20 protein-coding genes and 2 pseudogenes are annotated in these 21,259 nt (G+C 71.1%); 9 read left to right on the top strand and 13 right to left on the bottom strand.

Annotated elements, in window-relative coordinates:
• Nucleotides 1–72 precede the first annotated feature (72 nt).
• A complete protein-coding gene (locus FRAAL_RS02515) occupies nucleotides 73–906 on the bottom strand; it encodes an SAM-dependent methyltransferase (protein ID WP_157891965.1) in 834 nt (277 codons plus the stop codon).
• Nucleotides 907–1,330: 424 nt separating this feature from the next.
• Here FRAAL_RS02515 and FRAAL_RS02510 point away from each other — a divergent pair, with 424 nt between their 5' ends.
• The 3 genes from FRAAL_RS02510 (at nucleotide 1,331) to FRAAL_RS02500 (ending at nucleotide 5,984) form a co-directional block, all read left to right on the top strand.
• Nucleotides 1,331–3,274: a serine/threonine-protein kinase gene (locus tag FRAAL_RS02510; protein ID WP_041938725.1), complete on the top strand. Its 1,944-nt coding sequence runs from the start codon at nucleotides 1,331–1,333 to the stop codon at nucleotides 3,272–3,274.
• A 149-nt stretch (nucleotides 3,275–3,423) separates the two neighbouring features.
• Nucleotides 3,424–3,753: a PadR family transcriptional regulator gene (locus tag FRAAL_RS02505; RefSeq protein WP_041938724.1), complete on the top strand. Its 330-nt coding sequence runs from the start codon at nucleotides 3,424–3,426 to the stop codon at nucleotides 3,751–3,753.
• Nucleotides 3,750–5,984: a hypothetical protein gene (locus FRAAL_RS02500; RefSeq protein ID WP_011601827.1), complete on the top strand. Its 2,235-nt coding sequence runs from the start codon at nucleotides 3,750–3,752 to the stop codon at nucleotides 5,982–5,984. The genes FRAAL_RS02505 and FRAAL_RS02500 overlap by 4 nt, the downstream gene beginning before the upstream one ends.
• A 141-nt stretch (nucleotides 5,985–6,125) precedes the next feature.
• Here FRAAL_RS02500 and FRAAL_RS35485 read toward each other — a convergent pair.
• Nucleotides 6,126–6,446, bottom strand: a pseudogene (locus FRAAL_RS35485) (winged helix-turn-helix transcriptional regulator); the annotation flags it as partial.
• 95 nt (nucleotides 6,447–6,541) lie between these two features.
• Between FRAAL_RS35485 and FRAAL_RS02495 the strand changes: the two are divergent.
• Complete coding sequence (locus tag FRAAL_RS02495) at nucleotides 6,542–7,219, top strand: NADPH-dependent F420 reductase (RefSeq protein WP_011601826.1); 678 nt, start codon at nucleotides 6,542–6,544, stop codon at nucleotides 7,217–7,219.
• Here FRAAL_RS02495 and FRAAL_RS02490 read toward each other — a convergent pair.
• On the bottom strand, nucleotides 7,190–8,614 hold the full coding sequence (locus tag FRAAL_RS02490) for an MFS transporter (protein ID WP_162137451.1): 1,425 nt from the start codon (nucleotides 8,612–8,614) through the stop codon (nucleotides 7,190–7,192). The two genes, FRAAL_RS02495 and FRAAL_RS02490, sit on opposite strands and share 30 nt — an antisense overlap.
• On the opposite strand from FRAAL_RS02490, the gene FRAAL_RS33445 reads away from it, so the two are divergent.
• Nucleotides 8,601–8,750, top strand: a complete 150-nt coding sequence (locus tag FRAAL_RS33445; RefSeq protein ID WP_162137450.1) for a hypothetical protein — start codon at nucleotides 8,601–8,603, stop codon at nucleotides 8,748–8,750. The two genes, FRAAL_RS02490 and FRAAL_RS33445, sit on opposite strands and share 14 nt — an antisense overlap.
• A 15-nt stretch (nucleotides 8,751–8,765) precedes the next feature.
• Here FRAAL_RS33445 and FRAAL_RS02485 read toward each other — a convergent pair whose 3' ends face one another.
• The gene (locus FRAAL_RS02485; RefSeq protein ID WP_050996987.1) at nucleotides 8,766–9,590 is read right to left on the bottom strand and encodes an alpha/beta fold hydrolase; all 825 of its coding nucleotides are present in this window, start codon (nucleotides 9,588–9,590) and stop codon (nucleotides 8,766–8,768) included.
• A gap of 129 nt (nucleotides 9,591–9,719) precedes the next feature.
• A complete protein-coding gene (locus FRAAL_RS02480) occupies nucleotides 9,720–10,184 on the bottom strand; it encodes a cupin domain-containing protein (RefSeq protein WP_011601823.1) in 465 nt (154 codons plus the stop codon).
• Between the two features lie 123 nt (nucleotides 10,185–10,307).
• On the opposite strand from FRAAL_RS02480, the gene FRAAL_RS02475 reads away from it, so the two are divergent.
• Entirely contained in the window at nucleotides 10,308–10,922 is a 615-nt protein-coding gene (locus tag FRAAL_RS02475; RefSeq protein ID WP_041938723.1) for a TetR/AcrR family transcriptional regulator, read from the top strand.
• Between the two features lie 255 nt (nucleotides 10,923–11,177).
• Here the strand turns inward: FRAAL_RS02475 and FRAAL_RS02470 are convergent, their stop codons facing one another.
• The gene (locus FRAAL_RS02470) at nucleotides 11,178–11,954 is read right to left on the bottom strand and encodes an SDR family NAD(P)-dependent oxidoreductase (protein ID WP_041938722.1); all 777 of its coding nucleotides are present in this window, start codon (nucleotides 11,952–11,954) and stop codon (nucleotides 11,178–11,180) included.
• A gap of 152 nt (nucleotides 11,955–12,106) precedes the next feature.
• A complete protein-coding gene (locus tag FRAAL_RS02465; RefSeq protein ID WP_041938721.1) occupies nucleotides 12,107–12,517 on the bottom strand; it encodes a nuclear transport factor 2 family protein in 411 nt (136 codons plus the stop codon).
• 129 nt (nucleotides 12,518–12,646) lie between these two features.
• Here FRAAL_RS02465 and FRAAL_RS02460 point away from each other — a divergent pair, with 129 nt between their 5' ends.
• The gene (locus FRAAL_RS02460) at nucleotides 12,647–13,258 is read left to right on the top strand and encodes a TetR/AcrR family transcriptional regulator (RefSeq protein ID WP_011601819.1); all 612 of its coding nucleotides are present in this window, start codon (nucleotides 12,647–12,649) and stop codon (nucleotides 13,256–13,258) included.
• A 108-nt stretch (nucleotides 13,259–13,366) separates the two neighbouring features.
• Here the strand turns inward: FRAAL_RS02460 and FRAAL_RS02455 are convergent, their stop codons facing one another.
• Nucleotides 13,367–14,293: an LLM class F420-dependent oxidoreductase gene (locus tag FRAAL_RS02455; protein WP_011601818.1), complete on the bottom strand. Its 927-nt coding sequence runs from the start codon at nucleotides 14,291–14,293 to the stop codon at nucleotides 13,367–13,369.
• A gap of 285 nt (nucleotides 14,294–14,578) precedes the next feature.
• On the opposite strand from FRAAL_RS02455, the gene FRAAL_RS34120 reads away from it, so the two are divergent.
• Complete coding sequence (locus tag FRAAL_RS34120) at nucleotides 14,579–16,018, top strand: toll/interleukin-1 receptor domain-containing protein (protein WP_011601817.1); 1,440 nt, start codon at nucleotides 14,579–14,581, stop codon at nucleotides 16,016–16,018.
• Nucleotides 16,019–16,258: 240 nt separating this feature from the next.
• Nucleotides 16,259–16,510 carry a PIN domain-containing protein gene (locus tag FRAAL_RS34485; protein WP_231861467.1) on the top strand — a complete coding sequence of 84 codons (252 nt, stop codon included), beginning with the start codon at nucleotides 16,259–16,261 and terminating at the stop codon, nucleotides 16,508–16,510.
• Nucleotides 16,511–16,809: 299 nt separating this feature from the next.
• Here FRAAL_RS34485 and FRAAL_RS02445 read toward each other — a convergent pair whose 3' ends face one another.
• The 5 genes and pseudogenes from FRAAL_RS02445 to FRAAL_RS35705 form a co-directional block, all read right to left on the bottom strand.
• A complete protein-coding gene (locus FRAAL_RS02445) occupies nucleotides 16,810–17,232 on the bottom strand; it encodes a hypothetical protein (RefSeq protein WP_011601814.1) in 423 nt (140 codons plus the stop codon).
• An 899-nt stretch (nucleotides 17,233–18,131) separates the two neighbouring features.
• Nucleotides 18,132–19,379, bottom strand: a complete 1,248-nt coding sequence (locus FRAAL_RS02435; protein ID WP_231861466.1) for an MFS transporter — start codon at nucleotides 19,377–19,379, stop codon at nucleotides 18,132–18,134.
• Nucleotides 19,380–19,416: 37 nt separating this feature from the next.
• Nucleotides 19,417–19,708: pseudogene (locus FRAAL_RS35970) on the bottom strand (hypothetical protein); the annotation flags it as partial.
• Nucleotides 19,709–19,856: 148 nt separating this feature from the next.
• Complete coding sequence (locus tag FRAAL_RS02430) at nucleotides 19,857–20,423, bottom strand: HhH-GPD-type base excision DNA repair protein (RefSeq protein WP_041940093.1); 567 nt, start codon at nucleotides 20,421–20,423, stop codon at nucleotides 19,857–19,859.
• A 67-nt stretch (nucleotides 20,424–20,490) separates the two neighbouring features.
• Nucleotides 20,491–21,234 (bottom strand): hypothetical protein, encoded by a 744-nt coding sequence (locus tag FRAAL_RS35705; RefSeq protein WP_011601810.1) that lies wholly within the window; start codon nucleotides 21,232–21,234, stop codon nucleotides 20,491–20,493.
• Nucleotides 21,235–21,259: the final 25 nt, after the last annotated feature.

Below are 21,259 nucleotides of genomic sequence, written 5' to 3'. Positions count from 1 at the left end.
GCATTTCCCCATCGCTATACGGCCCCGACTGCTATACGGCCCCGACCGCGGCGACCACCGGGACGATCGGCGTCACCCCGTCTCGCGCCGGGCTGTGAGCAGGAGGCGGCCGGCGCCCAGGGTGTAGGGCGTGCCGTCCGGGCCGGCGTAGCGCCGAATGTCGGTGAACCCGGCGTCCGTCAGCAGGTCACCCAGATGGGCGCTGGTGTAGACGTGGTGCAGCGCGGTGGCGGCGAGCCGCCGCGCCCCCTGGCTGAAGCGGTAGCGGCTGATCAGGCAGCTCGCCGCGACGTCGTACTCGGTGGTCGTCTCCACGGTGATGTCGCCGGTCCGCATGGTGCGCGGCGTTCCGGCGAAGCCGGGCAGGATCGACTCGGCCGTCGCGCCGAAGTCGACCACCAGCCCGCCGCCCGGGCGGACGGCCCGGCCGAGCGCCGCGGTGAAGGCCCGCGTGCCGGCCAGGTCCAGGTAGCCGAAGCTGTTGCCCAGGCAGACCGCGGCGTCGAAGACGCCGAACCGGCCGAGGTCACGCATGTCGCCGTGCTCGAACGCCACGGCCTGCCCGGCGACCCGCGCCGCACGCCGGGCGTGGGCGATGGCCTCCGTGGACAGGTCGACCCCGGTCACCCGGTGGCCGCGCGCCGCAAGGGCGAGGCTGTGCCGGCCGCTGCCGCACGGGACGTCCAGGATCCGCGAACCGTGTGGCAGGCCGAGCCGGGCCTCGACGAAGTCGACGTCGGCCTCGGTCCATTCCGGGGTGGCGGCGCGCCGCCAGAACTCGTTGGGAAGGTCGGTGAAGAAGTCCGCATACCACGAGGACGAGATGTGGTCGGACGAGATGTGGCTGGACAACGCAGGATGCTCCCGAATGAGGTACCTCGACAGGACGTTGCTGTCGCGGGACACCGGGAGAAGGACAGCCGCGCAGATCAACCGGCCGGCGGACGACTGGGCTCCGCGGAACGAACGGGTTCCGCGGAACCACCGGACTCCGTGGAACAACGGGGCTCCGCGGGACCACCGGACTCCGCGGACGACGATCTCCCGCGAAACGGCACGAGGCCGGCGTGGCATTGCGCGTGACCGCCGCGGGGCCAGGATGGCCGGGCGGTCACCGGTGACCCGGGACGGGGCCCGGGGCAGCCATGGCATCCTCCATGCTCGCCGCCGGACCGACGCCCGGCAGGACTGCGGGCCAGGCTAAACCGTCCGGCCCGGGTCGGCAACGGAATTTCCGCACCGGCCGGCCTCGTCCGCCCGCCCGGATTCGAGACGGGGCACGCCCGTATCCTCAGTGCGGGTCGAACCAGGTTCGGGGAGGGCAACGGCGGTGTTACCCCTGCGTCCCGACGATCCTGCGCTGATCGGCGACTACCGGCTGCTGCAACGGCTCGGTGCCGGCGGCATGGGCCGGGTGTACCTCGGTCGCAGCCCGGGCGGGCGCACCGTGGCGATCAAGGTGATCCGATCCGAGTTCGCCGACGACCCGCAGTTCCGCCAGCGGTTCCGGCGCGAGGTCGACGCGGCCCGTCGGGTGGGCGGGGCGTGGACAGCCCCGGTGCTCGACGCCGACCCCGACGCCGAGCAGCCCTGGCTGGTCACCGCCTTCGTGCCCGGTCCGTCGCTGCACGAGGCCGTCCGCACCCACGGCCTGCTGCCCGCCCGCACCGTCCGGGCCCTCGGCGCGGGCCTGGCCGAGGCGCTGATCGCCGTGCACGGCGCGGGCCTCGTGCACCGGGACCTCAAGCCGTCCAACGTGCTGCTGAGCCTGGACGGTCCGCGGGTCATCGACTTCGGCATCTCCCAGGCGGTCGACGCAACCACGCTGACGCATACCGGGGCGGCGATCGGTTCGCCGGCGTTCATGGCGCCCGAGCAGATCGGGACCGGGGACGTCGGGCCGGCCAGCGACGTCTTCGCCCTCGGCGCGGTGCTCGTGCACGCCGCGACCGGCACGAGTCCGTTCCAGGCCGCCACCGTGCCGGCGATGATGTACGCCGTCCTGTCGCGGGAGCCGGACCTGGCCGCCGTGCCGGACGACCTGCGCGACCTGATCGGCGCCTGCCTGCGCAAGGACCCCGGCGAGCGTCCCGCGCCCACCGCGGTGCTGGCCGCGCTGGCGCCGGCCGGTGGCGCGGCCACGCTGATCGCCGCCGGCTGGCTGCCCGCAACGCTCGTCACCGCCCTGAGCCGCCGCGCCGTCGCCCTGCTCGACCTCGACGCCCCGACCCGCCCGCCCCCGCCGCGGGACCTGTCCGGAACCAGTCCCCCGCACTCGACTGGCATCCCGAACCACCCCGAGCCGCCGGCCGCCATCACCGGCCCGGACGCGAGCCACGGACCGCGGCCGGATCGCGGCCGCACCCGGAACGTCCCGTCCGACCCACGCGGGTATCCACCGCCCGGCACCACCCCGCCGCCCGACGCATACCGACCGCCCGGCGCCACCCCATCACCCGACGCATACCGACCGCCCGGCGCCACCCCGCGGCCCGACGCCTTTCCACCACCCGGCGCCCTCCCGCCACCTGGCGCAACCCCGCGACCCGGCACTGGCTCGGCGCCCGGGCCCCTGCCGGGTCAGGACCCGCTGTGGCCGCCGGCCGCGCCCCGGCAGCCGGCGACGCGGCGACGACGGTCTCGTGTCCTCGCGGTCCTCGCGGGCGCGGGCGCCGTCGGTCTGGCTCTGGTCGCCCTGGCCGTGGTGCTGATCGTCGATCGTGGCTCCGGCGGCGGCTCCGACGGCGGCACCGCCACTGCCGGCGGTGCCCGCTCGGGCGCCACGTCCGGCGCAACCGCGGGCGCGGCGTCGGGGTCGGGATCGGGGGCGGTCGGCGGCGAACGGCTCGCCGGGGCGAACCCGTCGACGAGCCCGGCCGTGACCGCGGGCGCGGCGGTGCCGGCCGGATACGTCGGCACCTGGCGCGGCGAGATCACCACGCCGTCGGGCCTGGCGCAGAACGCCGTCGTCACGGTGCACCCGGGGCTGACCGGTCAGGCCGTGGCGCATTCCGAGATCACCGTCGACGGGCTGACCCAGGCCGACGGGCAGCCCATCCGCTGCACCGCCGATCTGCGGCTCGTGAGCATCTCCGGCGGCCTGAGCCTGCAGGACATCCCTGGCACGGGCTCGGACCCGAAGATCCTGGGTATCTCCGCGTGCTCGCACGGCGGCCGGATCTCGCTGCTCCTGCAGGCCGACGGCACGGTCCGCTTCGCCGCCGACGCCCCCGGCACCGGCAACCCGACCGGCACCCTGATCCGCGACCGGTAGCCGCGACCGGTCACCAGTTATCGGTCACCGGTCACCGGTCACGGGCGGTTGCCACGATGATCAGGGCACGGGGACGGCACCGCAGCTCGTTCGTCGGCCAGAAGGATCCACGTTGACGAGTCTAAATCTACATATGTAACTTAAGAAGTATGGCAGGTTTGTCCCGCGTCACGCCGGCGACGCTCGACGTCCTCGAGGTGCTCCTCGACGACGATGTCGAGCCGTATGGCCTGGCGATCGCCAGGAAGGCCGGGCTGGCGACCGGCAGCGTGTTCCCGATCCTGGCCCGCCTGGAACGCCTCGGATGGGCGAGCTCCTCCTGGGAGGAGTCCGACCGTCCCGGCCCTCGCCGCCGGCTGTACCGGTTCACCCCCGAGGGGATGGCCGGCGCCCGCGCGCTGCTCGCCGAGCGCAGGCCGCGCCGCGGGCACGGGCACGGGCGCCACGGCACGTTCACCACGCCCGAGGGAGCGTGGTGAACGCCCCGACGACAGGTGCGGCAGTCACGACAGGTGCGGCGGGTGCGACAGGTGCCGGCGGTGCCCGCGCCGCCGGCACGCCGCGACGGGTCGCTGCCCGCGTCGGCCTCGGTGTCGTCATCGGGACGTATCTGGGCGACGCCCTGTCGGCGTTCTTCCCCGGCACCCCCGGCTATCCGGTGGTCGCCGCCGGCTCGCTGCTCGGGCTGCTCCTCGGCCTGCTGACGGCGCACCGCCGCGAGCTCGCGTCGGCGTCGCTGGGCCTGGCGGCGGGCGCGGTCACGGGCCTGGTCGCCAACCCCGTCGCCCCCGTCGCGATCGCCCGGACCTACCGCAATGCGGGGACCGCCGACTACGGCTACCAGCCGGTCGTGACCCTGGTGTTCCTCGCGGCGCTCGGGGCTGCCCTCGGCCAGGTCGTCGAGCGCCGTCCGCGGTTCACGAAGCCCGTGTCGGGTCTGGCGCTGGGCGCTCTGGGCGGGCACTTCGCCGGTCTTGCCGCGAAGACCGGCGCCGGTCGCTTCGTCGCCGACAGCGCCGGGCCGCGTCTCGACCACCTCGACGGTGCCGGTCACGCCGACACACTCGTCTCCGGGTACGGGTATGCCCACGGCTACGCCTCGGCCGTGTTCGTGGCCGGTGGGGCGGTGCTGGGGTTGCTCGTCGGCCTGGTGGCCGACCGTCGCCGTGGGCTCGCACGCCCAACGCTGGGCCTGGCGCTCGGCGCCCTCCTCGGTGGCCTCGGCGTCGCGGCGAGCCGGAGCATGTACGCCGCGTTCACCAGCCCGACCCTCATCGACGGCCTGGGATCCGACCCCGTCGGGAGGTTCGCCGGCGTCGGCTATCTCGGCGACCTTGACCCTGGCCACGGGCTGGCCCTCGTGGCGGGTGGTGCGGCGCTGGGCCTGCTGCTCGGCCTGCTCGCCGAGCGCTGGCACCGGATTGCGACACCGCTGCTGGGAGCGGCGGTCGGTGGTGTGGTCGGTCATGTCGCCGGTGGCGGGTTGCGGCTCGTGGACAGCACGTCCTTCGACTGGCCCGACTCGCTCACCTGGTCAGGGGGGAGCGAGCCCGCCGGCCCGGCCCAGTCGCTCGTGGTCGGCCACGGCAACGGGCAGGTCGTCGCCCTGCTGATCGGCGCCGTGCTGGGCGGCGTCGCCGGCCCGCTCGCCGGCCCGCTCGCCGGCCGTCGCCGTCGGCTCCTCACGCCCTTGGCGGGTCTGGTGCTGGCCGTCTCGGCCGTGTCCGCGGTCAGCGTCGGCTACGACAACTTCGTCCTGCTCGCCAGCGCGCCCTCACCGCCGAGCAACGACGCTCTGGGAGTCAGGATCGCTGTCCTTGCGCTGGCCTGCCTGGTCGCCGGGCTGGGAGCCGGCGTGATCGCCGGTCGGTGTCCCCGCCTCGTCCGTCCGACGCTGGGCCTGGTGTTCGGCGCGATCGTCGGCCAGACCGCGGCAGACGTGGCGGCGGACGCGTACCTGTTCGCCGTCGACTACACCTACAACCATCCGTCGGACACCCGCTGGGCGGGGGTCGTGGGTCTGCTGGCCGGTGCCGCGGCAGGGCTGGTGCTCGGCGCGATCGCCAACCGCCGGCCCCGGCTCGCGGGCCCCTCGCTGGGGCTGGCTCTCGGTGCCCTCGCGGGTTCCGCGGCCGGTTCCGCCTACGCCTCCAGCCTTTTTGAGGAGAACCGGCACCCGCCGGACGCCCTGTCCGTCTACGTCTGCACCGCCATGGTCGCCGGTGCCGTGTTTGGCCTGCTGGCCGGTCTCACGACGCGCTGGCCACGCCGACGGCGGCGCGTCCTGGGCGCGCTCGCGGGGGTCTTCTCGGGGGCACCGCTGTCGGCGTTGGTGTTCGAGATCTCCCCGGCCGTTCTGCTCGTCCTCAGCGGGGCAGTCGGAGCGGTCGTGGCCGCCGGCGGACTGGGAGCGTCGTCCGCCCCGTCAGCCGGGAGTACCCCGTTCCGGTCGTCGTCGTTGCCGACAAGGCGGGTGGTCCGCCTGCTGCGGCCGGGCATGTTCGCGCACGGCCTGGTCGGGCTGGCGGCGGCAATCGCGGCGTCCGACGGCCAGCAGGAGCGCTACGCGGAGGAGTTCGAGGCGACGCTCGTGGACGTCGACGGTCGGCTGCGTCGTACCAGGAGGTTGTGGTGCGCGCTGACGATCCTGGCGGGTGCCGCGCTGCTGCGCGCCGAGCTGGCCAGGAAGGAGGCCGAACGTCGGTCCTGAGAGCGCGGACGACGCGGCACGGCGAACGAGCGGCCGGCCCGGGAGGCTCGGCGTGATCACATCCTGCCTCAGCCGCGGCGCAGCGCTGACGGCGGCGTCCCGGCCGCGTGTTCCCGCGTCGAGGAGCTCGTCGCCATGCTCGCGCGTCCAGTCACCGAGCGCCTTCATCGGGCCTTCGACCAGGCTGTGCCCCAGCGGGGTCAGCCCGTACTCGACCCGGGGCGGCGCCTGCGCGAAGGAGCGACGGTCCACCAGGCCGTGGGCGCACAGCCGGCGCAGCGCTTCGGTGAGGACCTTGTCGCTCATGCCGCCGATCGCGGCCCGCAGCTCGCGGCGCCGCCGGGGGCCAGGGCGCAGCGCCATCAGGACGACGGGATCCCAGGTGTGGGCGAACAGGTCGGTCGTCGCCCGCAGGCGGCAGTCCGCGACCAGCTCCACGCAGGCGTCATCGCGCTCGCTCATCCTCGCCATCGTCGTAGGTTTCTCACGCACCGATCGGTACGTAAGCAGATCTCTACCGTGGGCAGCGCAGCGGTCGGCGGAACGAGGGAGGGACCATGCGGATCGGGATTCTGGGCACCGGAGCCCTGGCCGAGGCACTGGGCACGGGTTGGGCCCGGGCCGGGCACGAACTGGTGGTCGGCGGCCGGTCGCGGGCGAAGGCGCAGGCACTCGCCGGCCGTCTGGGCGCCGGCGCGCGGGCGGCCGACCCGCGAGAGGTGGTCGCCGGGCGGGACGCAGTGCTGCTCGCGGTGCTGTGGAGCGGCGTCGCGGACGTGCTGCGCGACGTGGACGCCGCCGCCGGCGCCCTGGCCGGCACCACCCTGATCGATCCGACCAATGCCGTGGAGCACGGCGTCGGAGTGCTCCTCACGGGGGCCGGGACGTCCGCCGCGGGCCAGATCGCCGCGTGGGCTCCCGGCGCTCTCGTGGTGAAGGCGTTCCATCTGTTCCCCGCGGAGCAGTGGACGGCACCGCCGCCCGGCGACGCTGCCGGCACGGCACCGGCGACGGTGGTGATCTGCGGCGACGACGCCGGCGCGCTGCGCATCACCGGCGAGCTCATCCGCGACGTCGGCGGGACGCCGGCCGTGCTGGGCCCGTTGGCCCGCGCCCGCCAGCTCGAGGAGGCCGCGGGTTTGGTCATCGGCCTGGCCTTCGCGGGCTTCGACCCCAGCTCCGCCATCCCCCGCGTCCCGACCCAGTCACCGTCCCCGGACGGCTCGGTGGTCTGACCGCCGCGATGCGGCCGGACGGCCGGGAAGCAGGAGCGAGGCAACGGCCGCGGTGGCGGTGACGACTGCTGCGCCGAGCAGTGCGTGAGCATAGCCGTCGGCGAGGGCGGCGGCTACGGAGTGGGTTTGCAGACGCGCGGCGGTGGTGGGGACGGCAACGGCGTGGGCAGCAGCGGTGGTGTGGGCGGCGAGGGTGGCCAGCGCGGCGAGGCCGAGCGCGCCGCCGACCTGCCGTGAGGTGTTGACCAGGCCGGCGGCCAGGCCGGAGTGCGCCCGGTCGATCCCCTGGGTGGCGGTGACGGTGGTCGGGGTGATCGCCAGGCCCAGGCCGAGGGCGGTCAGCAGGAACGGTGCCAGCACATCGGTGTGGTAGTCCCCGTCGACGCCGACCCGCGACAGCCACGCGAAGCCGGCCGTGCTCAGCGCCATGCCGATCACGAGGAGACGACGGGGGCCGAGCGTCCCGAGCAGGCGGACGGAGATCCGGGCTCCGACGATGATGGACAGGGCCCCGGGAAGGAGACACCACCCGGTGCGGACGGCGTGCAGATGCAGGACCTGCTGCAGGTACAGCGACAGCAGGAACCACATCGGGAACAGCGCCCCGCCAATGAAGATCATGATGAGGTTCCCGCCGGCGAGGGTGCGACGGCGCAGCATCGCCAAGGGGACCAGGGGTTGCGCGGCAGTGAACTCGATCGCGACGAATCCGGCGAGCAGCAGCACCGCGGCGGCGAGGGGAACGGCGACCCGGGGGTCGGCCAGGCCGTGAGTCTCTGTGTTGACCACCCCGTAGACCAGCGCCGTCAACGCGGCGAAGACGGCTGCGGCCCCCGGCAGGTCCAGGCGGCGCAGGGCGTCCGCCGCGCGCCCGTCGGCGGCGGGGATGCGGCCGCCGGCCACGGCGAGGACGGCCGCGCCGGCCGGGACGTTGACGAACAGGACCCAGCGCCAGCCGAGGTACTGGGTGAGCACCCCGCCCAGGACCGCGCCGGCGGCACCGCCGGTGGTCGTCACGGTGCTCCAGGCGCCCACGGCCCGGGTGCGGGCTGTGGGCTCGGTGAACGTCGTGGTGATCAGAGTGAGGGTGGCCGGGGCGAGGAACGCGGCGCAGACTCCCTGGCCCGCCCGGGCGGCGATGAGCACGGCGCCGCTGGTCGCCAGACCGCCGGCCAGCGACGCCAGGGTGAACCCCGCCAGGCCTGCCAGGAAGGCACGCCGGACGCCGACGAGGTCCGCGACCCGACCGCCGAGCAGCAGCAGCCCGGCGAACCCGAGGGTGTAAGCGGTGACGATCCACTGCTGACCCGCGGCGCTCAGGCCCAGGCCGTGCCGCATTGCGGGCAGCGCCACGTTCACGATGGACACGTCGAGAATGACCATGAACTGGGCCACGCAGGCGAGCGTCAGGATCGCGGCCTTCGAGGAGGTCGTCGAGGAGGTCGCCGCCGATGGGGCGGGGCGGGCGATCGCCGGTGGTTGCGTGGACATCGGCATGGACACGGCGCGGACCTCCCGGTCGGTCGGATGATCAGAACTTCGCCGGCTACTCCCCGTCCGTCGGCGTGCCGTCGACGAACTGCACGAACTGCACGAGCAGGGTCAGCAGCGCATCGGGGGCCTCGAGATGCGGCAGGTGTCCGGCTGCGGGCAGCAGGTGGAAGGCGGCGCCGGGGATGGCCGCGGCGTACTGCCGGCCGTAGGCCGGCACGGCCATCCGGTCCGCCTCGCCCCAGACCACGAGCGTGGGAACGGCGAGTCCGCCCAGGCGTCCGGCCAGGCTCGGGTCGGCCATCGTCGGGCCGCCGTAGGCCTGCAGGGCCGCCCGGTTGCCCGCGGTGACGGACTTCTGCGCGTCGGTCAGCGCGGCCAGGTTGATCCGGAACCTGTCCGGGTCGGCGTAGCTGAGGTTCACGACCGCGTCCAGCGTCAGGGCGAAGAAGTCGGCGACGGGGTGCTCGGCGCTGGTGGGGCCGATGGCGTTGAGCAGGACGAGGCGTCCGACCCGCCTGGGCGCGGCGAGCGCGAGTTCCGCGGCGATCCAGCCGCCGATCGAGTTCCCCACGACGGTCACGTCGGTGACGTCGAGCAGGTCCAGCAGGCCGCGGTAGACCTCGGCGAGCCGGCGGACGGAGTCGATGCCGTCAGGCCGGGGGGTGCCGCCGAACCCGGGGTGCTTCGGGGTCAGGACCCGGGCCGGCCCGTGGGCGGCGAGCAGGTCGGCGAAGCCGGCGACCGAGTCGGGACCGGCGCCGCCGTGCAGCAGCAGGACGACCCGGCCCTGCCCGCGCTCGGTGACGGTGACGGGCACGGGGCCGGACGACGTGGGCACCTGGTGGACGGCCGTCGAGAGGCCAGTGGTGGTGAACATGCGATCTCCTCGTGACGGAACGGGTGCGCCGCATGAGAGGGGCGGCGCGAGGGGGGCGGCGCGAGGGGGCGGCGCGCTGCCGGCGTGCAACGACGTGCAGGGGCGACGGGCGCGGAGCCGATCAGTGGCTCAGTCGGCGTAGTCGGTGGCCACCTCGGTGGCGTACCGGCTCATGACCTGCGCGGTCGCCTCGGGCGTCGCGGGGCCGGTCTGGGCGATCATGTCCCGCAGGTCGCGGAAGTACTGCACATACAGGTCCGGGGTGAAGGTGTTGAGCAGCACCAGCGGTTCGTCGCCGGGGTTGGCGAAGGTGTGCGGCGCGCCGGGCGGGATCATCGCGAGGGTGCCGGCCGGCGCGTCGTAAATGGTGGTGCCGACGGTGAACCGGGCGGTCCCGGAGACGACGTAGAAGCCTTCGTCGTGCCGGCCGTGCCGATGTTGCGGCGGTCCGTCGGTGTGCGGGGCGAGGGTGATCTCGCCGATCCCGATGCGGTGGCCGGTGGTGCTGCCGTCCTCCAGGATGCGCATCGTCGCCGGGCCGAGGTGCACGGCCTCTCCACCCTCGGGTCCGACGATCGAAGCCTTGGTGCCCATGGGATCTCCTCCAGACCTCTTCGTGAGAGCTGACACGCATGAAGATAGCGAGCTCGCATCGGTGATGCAAGCGTACTCTCACGAAGAGATTTCGCCGTCACGACGACGAGGGGGGACGTGAGGATGGCCGTATCGGGCGCCACCGGCCGGACGAACCAGAAGGCCAGGACCCGCAAGGCCATCGTGCAGGCGTGCCGAGAGCTGATCCGCTCGGGCGCCGAGGTCACGATGCCGCAGGTCGCGCAGGTCGCCCTGGTGTCCGAGGCCACCGCCTACCGCTACTTCCCCGACCTGGTCTCACTGATCCAGGAGGCCCTGGTCGGGCTGTGGCCGCAACCGGCGCAGGCCCTCGCCCCGATCGCCGGGTCGACCGATCCCGGGGAGCGCGTCGCCTTCGCCTGCGAGCATCTCCTGCGCCAGGTACTGGCCTACCAGGGCGCGGTGCGGGCGACGATCTCCCACACGATCACCGCACCGCTCCGGGCGCGGGACCGCCCCGGCCTTCGTTTCGGCCTGATCGACCACGCCCTCGCGCCGTTCCAGGACCCGGCCGGTCCGGCCTACCTCGGCCCCGCCGCGCTGGACCGCCTGAAGCTCGACCTGGCGATCACCGTCAGCGCCGAAGCCCTGTTCGTCCTGACCGACCTGTGCCGGCTGCCACCGGAGGAAGCGATCGCCAGCGCGGTACGTACGGCCACCACCCTCACCCGAGCCGCCTTCACCGACCCGCCCGGCTGACAGGTAGGGGACAGCGCAGGACAGGGCCAGCGCCGATAAATCGATGTACTTCGGGGGGTGCGAGATCCACACTGGCCCAGTGACTGGGACTCGCACAATTCGGTCCGCGACGATGGCGGATGTTACGCTGCGACTCAACACGGGAATTTTCAACACCGACGCACAGCGGTTTTTCGGGCGACTCGGTTACGAGCCGTACAGCATTCGACTCATGCGACGACCCTTGAAATGCGCGAGCTCTCACGCCAGGCCAGCTCAGGGCTGTGAGTGAGACGGCAGCGGCGCCGCGCCGTGGTGGGCGGTGAGCCCTCCGTCGGCGACCAGCGTCGTACCGGTGATGTAGGACGCCTCGGGTGAGGCCAGGAACCAGATGGCCGCCGCGTGCTCACGCGCCTGTCCCCAGCGCTGCATCGGGATCCGCCGGCCTACCGCCGCCGCGGACTCCGGCTCGGCCCGGTGCCGCGCCGTCAAGGGGGTCTCGCTGAGGCCCGGCGCCACCGCGTTGATCCGGATGCGCTGGGCCGCGTGATCGAGTGCCGCGGCGCGCACCATGTTGATCACCGCTGCCTTGGACGCGTTGTACGCCCAGTTCCCCGGCTCACCCTGAAGCCCGGCACTGGACGCGGTCACGACGATCGCGCCACCGCCGGCGGCACGCATGGCCGGAACGACCGAACGTATCCCGATCGCGACGCCTCGCACATTGACGGCGAAGATCCGGTCGAGCCGATCGATCGCATCGGCGTCCTCCCACGGCAGGGTCCCGCCGATCCCGGCGTTGAGGACCGCGACGTCCAGCCGCCCGAACCGATCAAGCGCGAGCCGCGCCATGGCCGTGCCGGTCTCCTCGCGGGAGACGTCCCCGACGAGCGGCACGACCTGCTCCGACGCCGACCGTCCGATCAGGGCGGACAACCCGGCCTCGTCCAGGTCGACCGCGACGACCCCGAACCCCCGGGCAGCGAACAACTCCACGCACGCTCGCCCGATGCCGGACGCCGCTCCCGTGATGACGACCGACGAGGCGACCACGCTTCCTCCAGGGAACTCGGGGAGACCACCGCGGCGGCGAATCCGGTTGCGACGCCGGCGTAAGCCTCCCCCATCAGGGTGAACGAGCAGCTTCGACGCCATGATGCGCAGGAGTCGGATCCCGACGAGATGGCCTACCCGTGGACGTGCTGTCAGCGGGGCACACCGCCGAGCGGCGCGCGGCGGGCGACGATCTTTCGGTGGCTGATGCGCCAGGTGCCGTCGCGGCGGACGATCAGGTCGTCGTAGAGCACGCTGCCGGTGGTGCCATCGGCCATGATCCCGATGCCCTTCGACCGGGCCCGGACCCGGCCGTCGGCCTGTTCGGTGAGAACGATGTTGGTGACGTGGTGACCGACGGGGTTCGCCTCGCCCAGGGCGAGGGCCGCGGATCGGATGGCCGCCACCCCGGTCAGCGTCCCCTGCCCGAAGTCGATCAGGTCATGGGTCACGTCAGCAGTGAACAGCTCCGCCAGACGGTCGAGTTCCCCGGCATCGACGAGATGGCCGTACTCGTGGATGAGGTCGTTGACAGCAATCCGGTCGTCGACGGTCAACGTCATCGGCTGGGTCTCCGCATCGTCGCATCCAACACATAAGTGGGGAGATCCCCATTTCCTGTCGACGATAATGGGCGCCTCCCTCGGTCCGCAAGCCCCGGGTCCGCAAGCCCCGGTCCGCAAGGAGCCGCCGTGACGCAAGACCTGCCCCCGCGCACCTCGGGAACGCGCGCGGCCGGGCGACGGCTGCGGTCGGACGCGGCGCGCAACGTCGAATCACTGGTGACGGCGGCGCGGGCGTTGTTCGACGAGCGCGGCACCGAGGTACCCCTCGACGAGATCGCCCGCCGCGCCGGCGTCGGCAACGCCACCCTGTACCGCAACTTCCCGACCAGGGGCGACCTGCTCGTCGCCGTCTACTCCGAGGAGGTCGACGCCCTGTGCGGGCACGGCGCCGCGCTGCTCGAGACGACCCCTCCCGGTGACGCCCTGTTCGCCTGGCTGGACCTGTTCGTCGTGCACGCCGCGACCAGGCGCGCGCTCGCCCTGGCCGCGCTCTCGCAGGGGCCCGACGAGCGGCGCGGCAAGTTGGCGGAAGGCTGGCACGCGTCGATGCGCTCGACACTGGCAGCACTCCTGGCTCCAGCACAGGAAGCCGGCGCGGTGCGCCCGGACCTGACCGCCGCCGACCTGCTGGCCCTCACCAACGCCACCGCCCTGGCCAGCACCGACCCCGCGGACGCCGTCCGGTTGATGCACGTCCTGCGCGGCGGCGTCGAACCTCGACCGGACCTGCCGCCCTGAACCTTCGCGGCGCCATCTGGCCGTCGGCAGTAGATCGCGGCAAGGCTCTGTCCGCTGCGGTATGGCCGCGTCGCCGCGGCGGATCGGCCCACGGGACGGCGGCCGGGCTCATCCCGCCAGACCGCCGAGGGCCTGAAGGGTGCGATCGCGCTCGGCGGCGGTGGTGATCCCGGTGGGTTTGGCGATGAAGCGGGTGGCACCGGCGTCGGTGAGGCGGTGAAGCTGCGTTTCGAGGTGCCGCTCGTCGCCGATGATCGCAACCTCGGCAGGATTGGCGGCGCCCTCCTGGTCGAACATCGCCTGGTAGGAGGGGAGGTCGGCGTAGCACGCGAGATGGGCGGCGGCGCGGCGGCGGGCCTCCTCGGGATGGTCGGTGACGCACACCGGCAGGCTCACCGCGACCTGCGGCGCCGCGGCCCCGCCGCCGGCGGCGGTGATGGCGGGAACGATATGGCTGCCGATCGTCCGGGGGCCGGCCATCCAGGTCACCGTTCCGTCGGCAAGCTCGCCGGCGACGCGCAGCATCGCCGTGCCAAGCGCGGCGACGAGGACGACGGGCGGGGTGCTCCCGGCGACGTGGCCGGAGAATCCGCTGGTGTCTGCGGTGATCATGTCACCCTCGAAGACGACCGTGCCGTCGCGCAGCAGCGGCTGCAGGGCGCATAGGTACTCGCGCATGTAGGTTGCGGGGCCGTCGAGATCGATCCCGAAGCGCCGCGCGACCGGTCGCCGGTGTAGCACGCCGAGGCCGAGGGTGAGCCGACCACCGCTGGCCGCCTGCACGGTCTGTGCCTGACTGGACATGGTGATCGGATGCCGGCTGTGGGTGACGGTGACGGCGGTGCCGAGCCCGACCCCGGGCACGTGTACGGCCAGCGCGGCGAGGGCGGTGAGCGCGTCGAGGTCGTACTGCTGGCCCAGCCAGACCGAGCCGAGGCCGGCCGCCGCGGCAGCTTTGGCCTGGCCTACCAGCACGTCGATGGCGTTCGACGCCTCGGGTCCGGGCGGTACGAGGGCGAGCCCAATCGGGATCATGTCGCCCACGCTAACCACGTCACCCCGAACTATCGAAACCACTTGAGTGGAATCCAGCGCCGGCACCGAGCACACGGCCGCCGCGCAAGATCGGGTCTCGTGGGGCGAAGATACCGCCGAACTATACTCGACCACCCGGATGGACGATCCACGGCACGACGGAAGGGCGCTTCCGACGTCCCACTCGAACCGTTGATCCGTCCTGCCCCGACCGAGACCCGCATGCCGGTCGAAAGGCGCCGCCTGCAATAATGCGATATCACCGTCCTGACAGGGGTCCCCGAGGTGGCCGAGCAGCAGTGGGATTTCTTTGTTTCGTATGCGGCCGTCGACCGGGCCTGGGCCGCGTGGATCGCCTGGGAGTTGGAAAACGCCGGCTACAGCGTACTGTTCCCGGAGTGGGACTTCGTCCCCGGCTCACACTGGACGAGTCAGCTGCGCGCCGGAATCGAACGATCCACCCGGATGCTCGCCGTACTTTCCGAGCAGTATCTTTCGTCTGTATACGGGACGGCGGAATGGCAGACCGTCTACCGGGCCGATCCCCAGGGTTTCCGGCGTCGCCTGGTGCCAGTCCGCATCGAGAACTGCCGCCGGCCCGACGTTCTGGGCGGGATCGTGTCGTTCGACTTGTTCGGCTGCTCCCGGAAGGAAGCCGGCGATCGCCTGCGGACGCAGATCACGGCGGTGGTGGGCGGTCGCGCCAAACCACTGACCCAGCCTGCCTTCCCCAACGACGGAACGCTCGAACCAGGTATTCCCGGAAGCGCCGCCGACGGTGCCATCGCGCCGTCGGATGGCCCGATCCCGCCCATGACGCAGCCCTCCACGGAACCACCTGGATTTCCGTGGACTCCGGCGGCACCGGCCAGTGCGGACACGGGCGGCCGCGCGGCGCCGAACCATGGTCGGACTCCCCAGCTCCCCGGCCCGTCGCCGTTGCGATCCAGCGCTCCCTCCGGCCTGCAGATCGTCTCACGTGAACCGGCCGTCAGTGTTGGTCGACGCGTCGATGTCGCAGCCGACCACCCGGCACACGGACCGTCCCACCGGGGCGAGAAGAGATCGGGCAGAGATCCTCGTCGGTCGCGCCGCATGCCCCTGATCATCGGCGCCATGATCACTGCGGTCACCGCGGTCACGCTGGTCATGTATTTTCCCAGGTCGCCATCAGGGCCACCGACGACACGTCCCGACCCGCCGACCACACCCGTTCCCACCAGATCGCCGGCAACGACTGCCAGCACGCCGACGCCGATCCCACCCGACGGTCGGGACGAGGGATCGGTCGACAAACCGAGAGAGTCCGCGACTCCCAGGCCCGCGGGAGGCGCTGGAGGTGCTACTGGCACTCCCTCCAGCACTCCTTCCAATACCCCTTCCGAAATTCCAGGAATCACCCAGCGACTCCACGGAAGCTGGAATTGCATTTACCAGGAATACCCTCAGGGTACAGCAGGAGGAGAATGTCAGGCCAGGGTCAACTTCTCCGCCCAAGAGACCTTCATCCTGCACTACGACGATGATCATCCAGAGACTTCAGGCGAATATCAGGTTCTGGGTAGAGACAAGGCGGCCGGCCAAGGAAACGAGGCAGAATACCTCATGCAGATCAGCGCCCCCGGCGAGCAGAGATTCTTGAGATTCTGGTTTGATAATGATCAACTCTACCTGCTGGACAACAAGGATAATAAAGAGGTTCTCTACCATCTGCAGCATGCCTGAATGATGGCCGTGAAGTGCGGCCCGCTCGGTGCCCGCCCAGTCTCGGAAGGTGACCAAGACCCGGGCGGACCTGACCCTCAACGATCTCCGACGCCCTCCGATGCGCCCAACCGCCGTGACCCCGCGTGCATGGCGGCCTTGGGACGATCTCGCGGAGGTCTTCGCCCTGCCGTCCGACGCCGACTGGCCCGGCGATCGCGACCTCGTCGACAACACCCTAACGGACCCCTGGGAAGATCGATGAATCGTGGCGTCCTGCACACCAGCGTGCTGGTCGCCACCGACGTCCTTCCGATCCCCGGTGAACTCGCGGTCAGCGTCATCAGCATCGCCGAGCTTCAGTTCGGCGTTCTCGTTGCCAGGACACCCGAGGCCCGCGCGAACCGACTCGCAGATCGCACCCAGCACGATCTCCTCGACCTGGTCCTCGGTCATCACGGGCGCGTCGCGGCTCTCCACCGCGCGCGACAGGATGCGCCGAACCAGGGCTGACGTGGGGAGGTGCTCAGCCGCCGCGCACGCCTTGAGCGCATCCGCCGACGACGCCGGCACCCGTACCGAGACCTCAGCCTGCTCGGACTCGATCGAATCGCCCGCGCCTAGAACACCTCAGGTCCGGCAGACGTAAACATGCCGCCCGTCGCAGGAAAGGTTGCCGTCGATCGCCGCCCGTCAGTCGAGCCCGCCGATGCCCTCGAGGGGAAGGGACACGCCGTTTGCGGCGCGCCAGTCTCGCTTCGATGGGTACGACGTGCTCTCAGGTGCGACGTGCTCTCAGGTGCGACGTGCTCTCAGGTGCCAGGTCGGTCGGACCACCAAAAGCCACCTTCCATGTCTGCCAACGAAAAGGATCTACGTTCGGTGCCTCGTCGACGGACAAGAGAGACGCGACCATCAGCCGACCGGTCGAGCCGGATCTCGACAAGCGACAAGAAGGTGTCCGACTCGAAGTATTCCTGAATCAGCATGATGATGTACTGCAACCGGACTCGGTCCCGCTCATCCCCCTGCGCTTCGGCAAGACCGAGGACGGAATTCTCCTCGTCCAGCCGGCTGAAGTACTCCTTCAGAAGATTCGGTTCAAGCGTGACGCGAACCGCTCGATCCTCATCACGAAGATCGAATGTTCCAGCTGTAGAGTCCAGGCCAGAGATCTGATATCGACGCCGGAGGATTTCGACAACAGCATCGAACAGTTCTTGCTTGTCGGCCATGTAAACCTCGGCGATTCATGGTGACTGTCACGGTGGCCAGCCTGGGCTGTTCATCTCGAACGTTACCTGATCCTACTATGAGGGTAGCCGGTGCCGGGACACAGGAAAGTGCTTCTGACCTGGGAGGACACAGGTGTCTCACCCGAGAATGACAGGGAGGGGACGGCCCAGGACGCTCGCCGAGCGCGACGGAGACCGGACGCCTGTGGAAGAGCATCGCCCTGCGACGAGTCCTCGATGCCCTGGTCTGGGTCAGCAACCGCGACACGTGGAGACTCATCGGTCGGCACCACCATGATGGTGAGACAGCCGCAGGGACATGATCCTCGGACGCGGAAGGCCGAACAAAGCCGTCTCGGCAGACCGGACTGGCCCGAGCCGGTGCCGGCGGCGGTCACGGCATCCAGCTTCACCGTGCCGCGCCGATGACGCGTGCTCCGCGGCTACGAAGAAGCTGGACGAGCAGGATGCCCGCACCGCGGCGCCGCCGGCGGCGGCGGCGGTCATGGCGGGCACGATGTGGCTGCCGATGGTCCGGGGACCGGCCATCCAGGTCACCGTTCCGTCAGCGAGTTCACCGGCGACGCGCAGCATCGCCGCGAGCCGTCGTGCAGCAGCGGCCGCAGGACGCACAGGTACTCGCGCATGTACGTGGCCGGACCGTCGAGATCGATTCCGAAGCGCCGCGCGACCGGCCGCCGTGCAGCACGCCGAGGCGTCGTGGGGGTGTATCTCGACCCGCCGGGACCCCCGCGGTGAAGAAGTCCGCTGCTGAGCCACCCGCGGTTCCACCTCCGCTTCACCCCGACCTCGTCGTCATGGATGACTGCTGCGGTTGTTTTGACGCGTCATTGGGATGGATTTCACGTTGCCCTTGCCGACATCTTCATCCGTGCGGCTCATGCAGCATTCCGCAAACCTGGCAGGATCAGGCACAGCACTGCCGCCGTGGCGGCCGTGGCGGCGAAGGCGCCCACCGTCCAGGCGCCGGACACGTGCTGGACAAGCAGCCCAGCGGTCAGCGGCGCCAGCGCAGCCAGCGCGGTAGTCGCCATGACCACGGTATTGATGACCCGCCCGCGCATTTCTGCCGGTGCACTGCGGAGCGTCACGGCAAACAGCGCGGCGTTCACGGCCGGCGCGAGCAGCAGCGCCAGAGCGATCGGCGCCGCCACCAGCGGCGACGGGAGGAGCGGCGCCGCAGCACCGAACAGCAGCGCCCCAGCCAGGGTGATCGTGGTGGCCAGGGCTCCCAGGCGCATGCGCCCCTGCAGCCGGGGGGCCACTACGGCGCCGAGCAGCCCGCCGGCCGCGATGGTCGCCTGCACCAGGCCGAGCACCGCAGTGGAGGTACCGTGATGACGCAGCGCGAGCGTAACGGTGAAGATCACGCCGGTGAAGGCGAAGTTCATCAGGGGTGCCGTTATCGCTACCGCGCGCAGGATCGGCACCTGCCAGACGAACTGCAGGCCGTCGGCCACCTCGCGCCACAACGCCTTGCGCTCGGCCACGTTCTCCGGGCGGAACCGCCCCCGGATCCTGTTCACCGTGCCGAACGAGACAACGTAGGAGACGGCATTGGCGAGGAACGGGACGGCCTGGCCCAGCCCGAAAAGAGCCCCGCCGAGCGCCGGGCCGGCCAGGGCGGCAGCGTAGGTCCTGGTTTCGGTGGCGGCCGACGCCTGCTCCAGTTGCCCGTCCGGCACGATCCCCGGCAGTACCGCGGCAGCCGCCGGGTTGAAGATGGCGCCTGCGCCTCCCTCGATCAGGCACACGACCAGCACGACCGGCCAGGACGCGAGATCGGTCGCGATCAGGATGCCGAGCAGGGCCAGCAGGGCCGCGCGCATCGTGTCACAAATGATCATCGTCAGCCGCCGGTCGAACCGGTCAGCGAGCGCCCCGGCGGGCAGCTGCAGGCACAGCAGGGTCATTGCCCGCGACGTCCCCACCACCCCGGCGAGCACCGCCGAATGGGTCAGCGCCAGGATAAGCAGCGGATAGGCGAGCAGGCCGATCCCTGAGCCAGTATCAGAGAGCAGCTGGCCGGTCCACAGCATACGGAAGCCCTCGTTGCGCCGGAGAGGAACCTCTTGGTGCACATTGGCATCTGTCCCGACTCCGGTAGCATCGCTCACCTTCGGCATTGTATGTACCAAGTTTTAACGATGTCCACGTATCGGATTATCTTCGGCGGGCGATGATCCAAATCGCCGCCCAATATCCTGCGTCGTTGATTCGTCCGCGGTAGGCAGCGAGGGTTCCGAGACTCTGGTCGGCGGTCTTCGTCCAGACGAACGGCCTCGGGTCCCTTGTTCCACGCACTGATCCACTTTCGGATGCCGGCTTCGAGTTCGACGACGGACCGGTGGGTCGAACGGCAGAGTTTCCGGCGGCTGAGTTCAACGAACCAGCGTTCGACCAGATTCATCCATGACGACGAGGTCGGGGTGAAGCGCAGGTGGAACCGCAGATGGCTCAGCGCCACTACTTCACCGCGAGGTCCCGGCGGGTCGAGAGACACCCCCACGACGTCACGGACCTTCTCCACGAACCGCGGATCGGTCGCAAGCTTCCGCCTCTCGACCAGATGCGGCTTCAGACCGATACTACGGTCAGGGCGGCTACGCCTTGGCGGCGGCCTTCATAGCTTTCTTGTAGTCGCGGACCTTGCTGCGGGACTCGGGGCTGGTGATGTCGGCGACGGAGCGGTGGCTGCCGTCCTCGCCGAACGGTGCACACGCCTCGCGCCAGCCGGGCGGGGTCACACCGAGCTGCTTGCCGAGCAGGGCAACGAAGATCCTGGCCTTCTGCTCGCCGAAACCAGGCAGCGCCGCGACCTGCTTGAGCAGCTGACGGCCGTCGGCCGCTGTCGTCCACACCGCCGCCGCATCACCATCGTAGGAGTCGAGCAGTAGCCGGCACAGCGACTGCACCCGCTTCGCCATCGAACCCGGGAAGCGATGCAACGCCGGCTGCCGGGAAAAGATCGCACCCAACTCGTCCGGGTCGAACGCCGCAAGCTCCGCCGGATCCAGCGGCCGCCCCAGCCGCGCCACCAACTCGTACGGCGCCGCAAACGCCCGCTCCAACGGGATCTGCTGGTCCAGCACCATCCCGATCAGCAGCGCCAACGGGTCGTTCGTCAGCAGTTCGTCGGCCTCGTTGATCTGGCTCAAGTGCAATCCCACGGCATCACCGTAGCCGACCACGCCAGGCTCGGCGTTGGCCCGACCGGCGATGGTGCGGAAGGCGTTGCTAGCACCGCACCACCACGGCTGGTACGCCGCCCGCCTGAACGAGCCGGGTGATGTCCTTGGGGTCGCTGGTCAGGATGCGGTCGCCCGGACGCGCGAGCAGGACGACCGTCGCGTCAACCACATCGGACGTACCGGCCCGGCCAAGTAGCACACCGGCATCGCGGCCGGTCCGCTCATCAACGGTGCACACCTCCACCGCGCGTAGCAGGCGGGCCAGTGCGGCCTGCCGCCCGGCGTGATCCCGCCAGACCTGGGCAACGACGACGGCGTTGCTCCGTAGCCCGATGCCGAGGTCCGCGCGGCGCATCTGGATCACCTCACCTCCGCCACGCACGAGTTCACCGTGGCCGTGGCGGAACGGGCCGGACGCACGGCGGAGGACCCCGACGTCATCGCGGTCAGCGGCGCCATCATCGGCATCATGATGATCAGCCAGCTTGACACGTCCAGGCGGCCGGGCCGTCCTCACCGCATCGGGACCCGGTTGTTGCGATCGACGACGCCCTGGCCCGGCTGCACAAGGGATTCGGCACGCTCTGACCGGAAACGTCAACGGCGGAACCTCCGGCGGCTCGGAGTGCTCACGGCGACGCGGCCTCCATTCCGCGATCCCGGAGCACGAATCGGTGGGCGGTCCGGTTCTGTTCCCTGTCTGTCCGAGGTGCTTGTCCAGCACCATCCCGATCGGCAGGGCCAGCGGATCGTTCGTCAGCAGCTCGTCCGGCTCGTCGCTCTGGCTCACGTGAAGTCTCAGGTCGCCGCGCCGA

The organism is Frankia alni ACN14a, assembly GCF_000058485.1.
GTDB lineage: Bacteria > Actinomycetota > Actinomycetes > Frankiales > Frankiaceae > Frankia > Frankia alni.
Note: the sequence above shows the minus strand (reverse complement) of the source record. Positions and strands in the feature narration are given on the sequence as shown.